This is a genomic window from Flavobacterium sp. CF136 (assembly GCF_000282055.1).
GTDB lineage: Bacteria > Bacteroidota > Bacteroidia > Flavobacteriales > Flavobacteriaceae > Flavobacterium.
In genome coordinates this window covers 17,054-28,516 of the sequence record NZ_AKJZ01000052.1, presented here as the reverse complement: position 1 = coordinate 28,516, position 11,463 = coordinate 17,054, and the positions used below count along the sequence as shown (strand labels likewise).

The window sequence follows — 11,463 nt, the reverse complement described above, 5'->3', positions numbered from 1 at the left end:
CGACTGGAGAAAAGTCATTATTATTGATGCTTTGTCTAAAAAAGTTTTAGAAGATACCTTGGTCGATGTAAAATTCAGCGGTGTTTCCTGGTTTGGAAACGAAGGATTTTATTATTCCAGTTATGATAAACCAAAAGGAAGCGAATTATCTGCAAAAACAGATCAGCATAAATTGTATTTTCATAAATTGGGAACTCCTCAAAAAGAAGATCAGGTTATTTTTGGGGCAGATCAAAAAAGAAGGTATGTTGGAGGTTATGTTACAGAAGATGATCATTATTTAGTTATTACAGCAGCCAATTCTACTTACGGAAACGAACTGTATATTAAGGATTTAACCAACCCAAACAGCCCAATCATTACTATTGTCGACAACTTTAACAGTGACAATAATATCATTGAAAACGAAGGAAGCAAATTATTTATCGATACCGATTTAAATGCTCCAAACAAACGCGTAGTATCTGTTGACGTAAGCAATCCAAAACCTGAAAACTGGAAGGATTTTATTCCGGAAACACAAAACATTTTGTCCCCTTCTACTGGTGGCAGATACTTTTTCGCCAATTACACAAAAGATGCCGTTTCATTCGTACAGCAATATGATTATAACGGAAAATTAATTCGTGAAATAAAACTTCCTGCCGTGGGAACTGCAGGTGGCTTTGGCGGAAAAAAGAAAGAAAAAATACTGTATTATACTTTCACAAATTATACAACTCCGGGAACGATCTTTTCATTTGAACCGAAATCAGGTAAATCAGAGATATACCAAAAACCGAAAGTAGATTTTAAAAGTGACGATTACGAATCAAAACAGGTTTTCTACACTTCAAAAGACGGAACAAAAATTCCGATGATTATTACTTATAAAAAAGGAACTAAATTAAACGGAAAGAACCCGACCATTCTTTATGGTTATGGCGGATTCAACATTAGCTTAACACCAAGTTTCAGTATTTCGAATGCAGTCTGGATGGAAAATGGAGGTGTTTATGCAGTCGCAAATTTAAGAGGTGGTGGCGAATATGGTAAAAAATGGCATGATGCAGGAACTAAATTGCAAAAGCAAAATGTATTTGATGATTTTATTGCTGCTGCCGAATATTTAATCGCTCAAAAATATACTTCGCCTGATTTCCTTGCAATTCGCGGAGGCTCAAACGGAGGTTTATTAGTTGGGGCAGCTATGACTCAACGCCCTGATTTATTCAAAGTAGCTTTGCCAGCTGTTGGTGTAATGGACATGCTGCGTTACCATACTTTTACAGCAGGAGCAGGTTGGGCATACGATTACGGAACAGCTCAGGACAGCAAAGAAATGTTCGAATATCTTAAAGGTTATTCCCCGGTACAAAACGTTAAAAAAGGAGTTCATTATCCGGCAACTATGGTAACTACCGGAGATCACGATGATCGCGTAGTGCCTGCGCATAGTTTTAAATTTGCTGCCGAATTACAGGAAAAACAAACCGGAGACAATCCTGTTTTAATTCGTATTGATGTAAAAGCAGGTCACGGAGCAGGAAAATCTGTTGCCGCTACGATTCAGGAAAGTGTAGACATTCAGGCATTCACGCTTTACAATATGGGATTTAAAGATTTGCCTAAAAAGTAAAATTTTAAATACTTACATTTTTAGCCACGGATTTCACGAATTAGTTGTGAGTTCGTGGCTATGTTTTTTAGGTTTATTTTAATATTTGTTTCACGCAGATTCTGCAGATTTAGCAGATTCTAAATCTGGAAAACTAAAAAAAAATCCACTAAATCTGCAGAATCTGCGTGAAAAATAATTCATGAATTCGTAGCAAACCTTTTTTAATCCCTCCATTTTCCCTTAAATTTGAAATACCTAAAAAACAATAAAATGAGAATTATCAAATGGGGAATCATTGGCTGTGGTAATGTAACTGAAGTTAAAAGCGGACCTGCTTTTCAAAAAGCGCCTAATTCAGCCTTAGTTGCCGTTATGCGCAGAGATGCTGCACTTGCCGAAGATTATGCCAAACGTCACAATGTCCCGAAATGGTATTCAAATGCGATCGATTTAATCAATGATCCTGAAGTTGACGCCGTATATATTGCGACACCGCCGTCTTCTCATAAAGAATATACCATTTTATGTGCCAAAGCAGGAAAACCTGTTTATGTAGAAAAACCTATGGCACTGACATTTGAAGAATGCAACGAAATGATAAGTGTTTGCAAAGAACATAACGTTCCGTTATTTGTTGCTTATTACAGAAGAAGTTTACCAAGATTTCTAAAAATAAAAGAATTAATTGATCAGGGTAAAATTGGAGTAGTCAGACATGTAAATTGTGTTTTATATCATCCGTTTGAAGAGCGTTATGATGACGAAATCAACCTTCCCTGGACAGTTTTACCCCATATTTCCGGTGGCGGAATTTTTGTCGATCTGGCTTGTCATACTTTAGATTTTCTGGATTTTGTTTTAGGGCCGATTAAATCCGTTCGCGGGCATGCGAGTTCTCAGCTTAAGGCTTATCCTGCCGAAGACTCCGTTTCTATGTCATTTTTATTCGAAAACGGAATTCACGGAACTGGTTTATGGAACTTCGCCAGTTTCGAACGTTATGACAATTCCGAAATTGTAGGCGATAAAGGCAAAATATCTTTTTCGACTTTTGGCAATGATCCAATTCATATTCAATATACAAACGGAGAAAAAGAAAGTATCAGTATCGAAAATCCGCTTCATATTCAGCAGCCTTTTATTGAAACAGTTATTTCAGAACTGCTGGGCAACGAAGGAATTTCTCCATCAAAAGGAACTTCAGGGGCAAGAACAACATGGGTTATTGATGAAGTTTTAAAGGAGTTTAGAAATTCCAAATAAAATTTTCAGGAGCTATTCCTGCTGTCCGCTGTATCTTTTCATCTGCAAAAAAAGCAGATAAAAAGGATGCCGCTTCCATCAGGGCTATTGCTTCAGTTTTCATAACAACAAAAAAGAGGATATCCGTTATGAATATCCTCTTTTTTAAACTATAAAATTTTAAAAATTATAGTGCGTATTTAAGACCTAAAGTCAAACCTAAACCACTAATTCCAACATAAGAACTAATTTCTTCATTAGCTTTAGTAGTATCATAATTAGCAGCATTAGTAGTTCTGCTATTTGAAGTAGCGGTCAATTCATCAACATATTTAACATGGCTTGCTGAATAAGAAGCATCTGCTCTAAAATTAGTTGGAGTATTCAACTTATCAACCCCATTTTCTGTGTACTCTTTTGTTTCTTTAGTGTCACCATGTACAGTAAAGTTACGGTATTCGATCTCTGCAAATGCAGAAATATGTTTTCCTAATTTATATGAAGTCCCAACAGCTGCCATAAAACCTGCAGTTGGCTTTGGTTTCACAACATCTTTAGCAAATGTATTAGTCGTTCCTTGAGGATTTGTATACGTACGGTTTGTTTCAATAGTTAAATCTCCATGGATGGGAACAATAACACCCACCTTAGTATAAGGTTCAAAACCTCTGTGTTCTCCTAAAAATAACACTAAAGCCGGAGATAAATCAAATGCCTTAATTCTGCCCTCTGCTTTTCCCGAAACAAAAGTTGGTCCTGCAGCCACTAATCTGTTAGTAGTCTGAGCCATTTTTTCATTATTTCCAACATAATAGTTCACACCCATTTCAACACCTATACGTGTATTAAATCTGTAACCAGCAGTTAAAGTAGAACGAAACCCTTCTCCAAAAGATCCATGATTAGTTTCTCTCGAAATCAAAGTAGTACCATCTGCAGCATATACATCATTATTAGGTAATGCTCCTGAAATAATTGGGAAATCAGTGGCAACTGTTTTTACAAAGTAAGAACCCCCTAATTTAAAATACCAGCTTTCTTGTTTTTCTGGTGTTTCCGTTTGCGCCATTGTGGCTATAGAGCAAACCAATAATCCGATTAAAAATAAATGCTTTTTCATAATTTTTTCTTTGTTAATTTAATGCAAACTTATAATAATTAAAATTTATTTTTTTACAACATTCCCACTCCGCGGGTTATTATTATCAATTTGAAAAACAATGACATTATAAATTACTATGCGTGCATATTTTTAACCGAATAAATACATTATCTACTAATTTTTAACTGTTAAATTTTAGTTGAGTTTGAAGTTAACCTGCATTTTTTCTAATTCCTGTAACAATTCAGTTGAGATTTTGACTTTTAACCTACGACTTGGCATCGTTAATTTGGTTACTACCTTTATTTCTTCAACCTCAGTAACTTCTTGAATTTTAGTTTCATTCAGAGATGTTTCTACATCTTCATTTTCAGTTTCATGTTCAAAAACCACATCTTCGGTTTCTTCAAATTCCGTTGGCGTTTCTACCTCGACAAGACGTTTTATTTTTTCTAATTCCATGATTTCAAAAGTCACCGAATTATCACCTTTATTTTCATTAAATAATTGACTCAGTTTATGAATAAATTCGGTTTGCAGATCCTTAATATTCAATAATAAAACCAATTTCTTCGCAAAGGTTTCCAAAACATCCTGCAATTGTTTTACCTCAACAAATTGCATTCTGGGTTCTGATTTTTTGCCCGTATCATGATTTACCCAGCCGTCTTTTATTAAGATTTTAAAATACAAAAATTTATTGGGCACTAAAAAATGCTGATACTTTAAATATTCTTCGCCAAACATCCTGAACTCATAGCTCTCATCATACCCTTCTAAGTTAAACATTGCCCACCCTTTTCCGTTTTTAGCTACTCTATGTTGAATATTGCTAGTAATTCCTGCAACAGTAAGATTCTTTCCAACATATTGCTCCATATTTTTTAACGCTTCCAATCGCGCATTACAGAAGTATTTCATCTCAAATCTAAAATCATCCAAAGGGTGTCCCGAAATATAAATTCCAACCACTTCTTTTTCTCTCGAAAGTTTTTCCATTGTACCCCAGTCTTCACAAGGAGGCACGACAGGTTCTGCAATTTGTACTTCGCTCGTTTCTCCAAACAAACTTACCTGAGATGAATTTTCGTTTTCCTGAAATTTAGATCCGTAACGAATCGCTTTTTCGTAAAACGTAATTCCGTCGCCATCATCGTGAAAATACTGCGCTCTTGTAGTTCCTTCAAATGAGTCGAAACCGCCTGCAAGTGCCAGATTTTCAATTGCTTTTTTATTGGCCGCACGCAAATCTATTCGCTTAGCTAAATCAAAAATCGATTTATATCTTGCCTCTTTTCTGCTCTCTACAATAGTGGCTACAGCTCCCGAACCTACTCCTTTGATCGCACCCATCCCAAAACGAACGGCGTAATCATCATTTACCGTAAATTTATAATACGATTCATTTACACAAGGTCCTAAAACCTGTAGTCCCATGCGTTTACATTCTTCCATAAAAAATGATACTTGTTTGATATCATTCATATTGTTCGAAAGAACCGCTGCCATATATTCTGCAGGATAATGTGCTTTTAAATAGGCCGTTTGGTAGGCAATCCAGGCATAACATGTCGAGTGTGATTTGTTGAAGGCGTAACTCGCAAAAGCTTCCCAGTCTTTCCAGATTTTCTCTAATATCTTTGCATCGTGACCTTTTACAGCCGCCTGTTCAACGAACTTTGGCTTCATTTTATCCAGAACGTCCTTTTGTTTCTTACCCATCGCTTTACGCAAAACGTCGGCCTCACCTTTTGTAAAGTCTGCCAATGATTGCGACAAAAGCATTACCTGCTCCTGGTAAACTGTAATTCCGTAAGTTTCTCCTAAATATTCCTCACAGGCATCTAAATCGTATTTAATTTCTTCTTCACCATTTTTTCTTCGAACGAAAGACGGAATATATTCTAAAGGTCCCGGGCGATACAAGGCATTCATCGCAATTAAATCTCCAAAAACCGTTGGTTTCAGATCTTTCATGTATTTCTGCATTCCGGGTGACTCGTATTGGAAGATTCCAACAGTTTCACCTCTTTGGAAGAGTGCGTATGTTTCCTGATCATCAATCGGAAAAGTATCCGGATCAAGCTCAATTCCGGTTCTGTATTTTACCAGTTTAACGGTATCTTTTATTAAGGTAAGGGTCTTCAGACCCAAGAAGTCCATTTTAAGTAATCCCGCGCTTTCTGCAACCGAGTTATCAAACTGCGTTACATATAAATCAGAATCTTTTGCTGTTGTAACCGGAACGAAATTCGTAATGTCCGATGGCGTAATAATTACCCCACAGGCATGAATACCGGTATTTCGCATCGATCCTTCAAGGATTTTTGCCTGTTGAATTGTCTCTCCGGCCAAATCGCCTTCATTCGCAATAGCGATTAACTCTTTTACATTATCAAATTCATCTGAACGAAGCGCTTTTTTAACCTCATCTTCACTTTCAGAAATAAAACGCGCCAAGTTCCATTTTGACGGCATCATTCCCGGAATCAGTTTTGCAATTCTATCGGCTTCAAATAATGGTAAATCCAATACACGCGCCGTATCACGAATTGCAGATTTGGTTGCCATTTTACCATATGTAATAATTTGAGCTACCTGATTTTTACCGTATTTATTAATTACGTAATCCATAACACGGCCACGGCCTTCATCATCAAAATCGATATCAATATCGGGCATCGACACACGATCAGGATTTAGGAAACGCTCAAAAAGCAAATCGTACTTAATTGGGTCGATATTGGTAATTCCTAAACAATAAGCAACCGCAGAACCTGCTGCAGATCCACGTCCCGGTCCTACCGAAACATCCATATTTCTGGCTTCGGCAATGAAATCCTGTACGATCAGGAAGTAACCCGGATATCCGGAATTCGAAATCGTCAATAACTCAAAGTCTAAACGTTCCTGAATAGCTTCCGTAATTTCACCATATCTCTTTTTTGCCCCAACCATTGTCAGGTGTCGCAGATATTTATTTTCACCTCGAACTCCGCCATCAGCTTCATCTTCGGGAACGATAAATTCTTCGGGAATATCAAATTTAGGAAGCAATACATCACGATAAAGTGAGTAAATCTCAACCTTATCTACAATTTCCTGAATGTTGATAATCGCATCCGGCAAATCAGAAAAGAGTTTTTTCATCTCTTCTTCCGACTTATAATAGTATTCCTGATTAGGTAATCCGTAGCGGTAACCGCGACCACGACCAATTGGTGTAGCTTGTTTTTCACCATCTTTTACACACAACAAAATATCGTGCGCATTGGCATCTTCTTTATTTAAATAAAAAGTATTGTTGGTCGCAATTAACTTGACATTGTGTTTCTGGGCAAATTCAATCAGGGTTTTGTTTACACGGTTTTCATCTTCCTGATTATGGCGCATGACTTCAAGATAAAAATCTTCGCCAAATTGTTCTTTCCACCAAATCAAAGCTTCTTCGGCCTGGTTTTCACCGATGTTCAGAATTTTACTCGGAATCTCTCCGTATAAATTCCCGGACAAAACCATAATATCTTCCTTGTATTGTTCGATAACTTTTCGGTCGATTCTCGGAACATAGTAAAATCCGTCTGTAAAAGCAATTGATGACATTTTTGCCAAATTGTGATAACCTTTTTTATTTTTAGCTAATAACACAACCTGATTTCCGTTGTCTTTTTTGCTTTTATCCAAATGGTTTTCACAGATATTAAACTCGCAGCCCACAATTGGTTTTATCTCCGTTTCTGTTGGTTCTTCACCACTTTCAACTAAAGCTTTATTTTTACCGGATGCTGCTTTATTATGATTCATAACAGCACTCACAAAGTGAAAAGCGCCCATCATGTTTCCGGTATCTGTCATGGCAACGGCCGGCATACCATTTTTTGCTGTAGCCGAAACAATATTGCCAATTCCGATAGTCGATTGTAAAACCGAAAACTGTGTATGATTGTGTAAATGCGAATATTTTGCCGCTTTAAAATCTGCTTTATCAGATTCTGAAACTACAGTTTGTTTGTCATCAGACTGCAATGCTTTCAGCTGTTCCCTGATTTTATCAGAAGCCGCTTTTAAATTGATATGTTTTAAACCGATTAACGGAAATTCCTGCGGGTTTCTATTTTGAAATTCCTTGAAATAATCCTTCGGAACATCTAATTCTTCTTTTGTAAAAACCTCTCTTCTGATTAATTCTAAAAAACAACGCGTGGTTGCCTCAACGTCGGCAGTTGCGTTGTGCGCTTCCGCGAAAGGCTTATTAAAAAGATAACTATGTAATTCGGTTAATGTTGGCAGTTTGAATTTTCCTCCACGGCCACCCGGAAGTTGTAATAATGAAGCTGTAACTTCGGTACAAGTATCTAAAACCGGCATCGTACTCATCGGAGAATCGACTCCCATTCTATAGAATTCAGCTCCCATAATATTTACGTCGAAACCTAAATTCTGACCAACAATAAATTTGGTCTTACTTAAAGCGATATTGAATTTCTCTAAAACTTCAGCCAGCGAAATTCCATCGGCTTCTGCTAATTCAGTCGAAATTCCGTGAATACGCTCGGCATCATACGGAATATTAAATCCGTCAGGTTTTACCAAATAATCCTGATGTTCGATAAGCTGCCCCATTTCGTCATGCAGCTGCCATGCGATCTGAATACAGCGGGGCCAGTTATCAGAATCGGTTATTGGCGCATCCCAGCGTTTTGGTAATCCGGTTGTTTCGGTATCGAATATTAAGTACATAGCTATAAATGAGGTGGTTGCAATTTTATAAAAACACAAAAATTGAATTTCAAATTTAGTCCTTTTTTTGGAGAAAGAAAACGGTTAAATGAGTAAAAAATCATTCTTATCAACAAATCAGTTTTTATCTTAAAAATCATAAAATTTCATAAAAATCATTCTTTTGGATGTCGTAGTATTTCAATTAAAAAATCAACTGAAATGTTTTATCAGATTCTCCATTTATTACATTTAAAAAGACCAATTATCAGAAATTTAAAAACTCTGAAAAAGAAATTAAAACTAACAATTATTACTATTTTTATCTCTTTTGTTACATTTTTTTGAATTAAAACCTGTATTTTATACTGCTTTTGAGATAAATTTGCAAACTATTAAAATTAAAAGCAATTAAATAAAAATTAAGCTGAAAAAGAAAAGCAAAACCAATTTCATATTCTTGTTTCGACCAAAATTGATTCTGCAAAAGCCAATCGCAATTTGTATTTTAGTTTGGGTATCGTATATAATGAAATATTGAAATTGACCACTTTGTATCTTTTTTTAATTTTGTTTTCCTATTATAATTATCAGGAATTGCTGTGGTTATAGAATTACAATTAAAAAAAATAAAAAATGAGTAAGACATTATTTGACAAAGTATGGGATTCACATGTAGTGCGTAAAATTGAAGATGGACCAGATGTGTTTTTTATTGACCGCCATTTCATTCACGAAGTTACGAGCCCTGTTGCTTTTTTAGGATTAAAAGCTCGAGGCGTAAAGGTTTTATACCCGGAGCGTACTTTTGCAACTGCAGATCACAATACACCAACCATAAACCAACATTTACCAGTTGAAGATGCTTTATCTGCAAATCAGCTTAAGGCTCTTGAAGATAATGCTGCCGAATACGGAATTTCTCACTGGGGATTGGGTCACATTAAAAACGGAATTGTACACGTAGTTGGTCCTGAAAACGGAATTACTTTGCCGGGTGCTACTATTGTTTGTGGTGACTCACATACTTCTACTCACGGTGCTTTTGGAGCGATTGCTTTTGGTATCGGAACTTCTGAGGTTGAAATGGTGCTTTCTACTCAATGTATCATGCAGCCAAAACCAAAGAAAATGCGTATCAACGTAAATGGTGAATTAAGCAAAGGTGTTGGTCCAAAAGACGTTGCACTTTATATTATTGCTCAATTAACTACTTCCGGAGGAACAGGATATTTTGTTGAATACGCCGGAGATGTTTTCGAAAATATGACTATGGAAGGACGTATGACGGTTTGTAACCTTAGTATCGAAATGGGTGCCCGTGGTGGTATGATTGCTCCTGACCAAACAACTTTTGATTTCCTTGAAGGAAGATTATTTGCTCCAAAAGGTGAAGCCTGGACTAAAGCAGTTGAATATTGGAAAACTTTAAAAACCGATGCCGATGCTATTTTTGATGCTGAATTAAACATCAAAGCTTCAGATATTGAACCAATGATTACTTATGGTACAAATCCTGGAATGGGAATTGGTATCACAAAACATATTCCGAACGCTAACCAGGTTGAAGGCGGTGAGGAAACTTATAAAAAATCTTTAGCCTACATGGGCTTCCACGAAGATGATGTAATGATTGGAAAACCAATTGACTATGTTTTCTTAGGAAGTTGTACCAATGGTAGAATTGAAGATTTTAGAGCTTTCGCTGAAATTGTAAAAGGAAGAAAAAAAGCAGATAATGTTACTGCCTGGTTAGTTCCTGGTTCACACGTTGTTGAAGCTCAAATTAAGGAAGAAGGTATTTTGGATATTTTAACCGAAGCTGGTTTCGTATTACGTCAGCCGGGATGTTCAGCATGTTTAGCTATGAACGATGATAAAGTTCCTGCCGGGAAATATGCAGTGAGTACTTCAAACAGAAACTTTGAAGGTCGTCAGGGCCCAGGCTCAAGAACGCTTTTAGCAAGTCCAATTATGGCTGCTGCTGCTGCTGTTACCGGAAAACTAACAGATCCAAGAGAACTTTTTTAAGAAGCTTTACGCTTTAAGCTATAGGCTTTAAGCAACAAACATAACACATAAATACGCTGTAGAAAAAGCTTAAAGCTTATTGCCTACAGCCTAAAGCAAAAAACAATGGCATACGATAAATTTAATATACTTACGAGCAGTGCAGTGCCGCTGCCAATAGAAAACGTTGATACAGATCAAATTATTCCGGCCCGTTTCCTGAAAGCTACAAAACGTGAAGGTTTTGGAGACAATCTTTTTAGAGACTGGAGATATAACGGAGATGATACTCCAAAAGCTGATTTCGTTTTAAACGATTCAACTTACTCTGGAAAAATCTTGGTTGGAGGAAAAAACTTTGGTTCAGGATCTTCCAGAGAACACGCTGCATGGGCAGTTTATGATTACGGTTTCAGAGCTGTAGTTTCAAGTTTCTTCGCAGATATCTTTAAAGGTAACTGTTTGAATATTGGTGTTTTACCCGTTCAGGTTAGCCCCGAATTTGCTGATACAATTTTTAAAGCAATCGAAGCTGATCCTAATACGCAATTAGAAATTAACTTACCAAACCAAACGATTACTTTATTGGCAACTGGTCAGTCAGAATCTTTTGCTATTAACGGATACAAAAAGAACAACATGATTAATGGCTTTGATGACATTGATTATTTACAAAATATTAAAGAAGACATTGTAGCTTTTGCTGACAAACTTCCTTACTAAAAACAACCTACATAAGCAGTTACTCAAGCTTCAACTTCAGGGTTGGGTTTAGTAACTGCTTTATAAT

The 11,463-nt window shown here is 36.5% G+C and carries 6 protein-coding genes; 4 read left to right on the top strand and 2 right to left on the bottom strand.

Going from position 1 to position 11,463, the window contains the following annotated elements:
• Positions 1 to 1,618: prolyl oligopeptidase family serine peptidase (locus PMI10_RS15640; protein ID WP_007809721.1), on the top strand; the 1,618-nt coding region annotated here is incomplete at its 5' end.
• Positions 1,619 to 1,870: 252 nt separating this feature from the next.
• Positions 1,871 to 2,863, top strand: a complete 993-nt coding sequence (locus PMI10_RS15635) for a Gfo/Idh/MocA family protein (protein WP_007809718.1) — start codon at positions 1,871 to 1,873, stop codon at positions 2,861 to 2,863.
• 166 nt (positions 2,864 to 3,029) lie between these two features.
• Here PMI10_RS15635 and PMI10_RS15630 read toward each other — a convergent pair whose 3' ends face one another.
• Both PMI10_RS15630 and dnaE read right to left on the bottom strand, forming a co-directional pair.
• Entirely contained in the window at positions 3,030 to 3,962 is a 933-nt protein-coding gene (locus PMI10_RS15630) for an outer membrane beta-barrel protein (protein WP_007809716.1), read from the bottom strand.
• A 177-nt stretch (positions 3,963 to 4,139) separates the two neighbouring features.
• Positions 4,140 to 8,684 (bottom strand): DNA polymerase III subunit alpha, encoded by a 4,545-nt coding sequence (dnaE, locus tag PMI10_RS15625; RefSeq protein ID WP_007809714.1) that lies wholly within the window; start codon positions 8,682 to 8,684, stop codon positions 4,140 to 4,142.
• 615 nt (positions 8,685 to 9,299) lie between these two features.
• On the opposite strand from dnaE, the gene leuC reads away from it, so the two are divergent.
• Positions 9,300 to 10,694, top strand: a complete 1,395-nt coding sequence (leuC, locus tag PMI10_RS15620) for a 3-isopropylmalate dehydratase large subunit (protein WP_007809712.1) — start codon at positions 9,300 to 9,302, stop codon at positions 10,692 to 10,694.
• 105 nt (positions 10,695 to 10,799) lie between these two features.
• On the top strand, positions 10,800 to 11,396 hold the full coding sequence (leuD, locus tag PMI10_RS15615; protein WP_007809710.1) for a 3-isopropylmalate dehydratase small subunit: 597 nt from the start codon (positions 10,800 to 10,802) through the stop codon (positions 11,394 to 11,396).
• Positions 11,397 to 11,463 lie beyond the last annotated feature (67 nt).

Bases quoted from the DNA above. Each gene is read 5' to 3' on its own strand.
- dnaE (WP_007809714.1), bottom strand. From the start codon at position 8,684: ATGTACTTAATATTCGATACCGAAACAACCGGATTACCAAAACGCTGG.
- PMI10_RS15635 (WP_007809718.1), top strand. From the start codon at position 1,871: ATGAGAATTATCAAATGGGGAATCATTGGCTGTGGTAATGTAACTGAA.
- PMI10_RS15630 (WP_007809716.1), bottom strand. From the start codon at position 3,962: ATGAAAAAGCATTTATTTTTAATCGGATTATTGGTTTGCTCTATAGCC.
- leuC (WP_007809712.1), top strand. From the start codon at position 9,300: ATGAGTAAGACATTATTTGACAAAGTATGGGATTCACATGTAGTGCGT.
- leuD (WP_007809710.1), top strand. From the start codon at position 10,800: ATGGCATACGATAAATTTAATATACTTACGAGCAGTGCAGTGCCGCTG.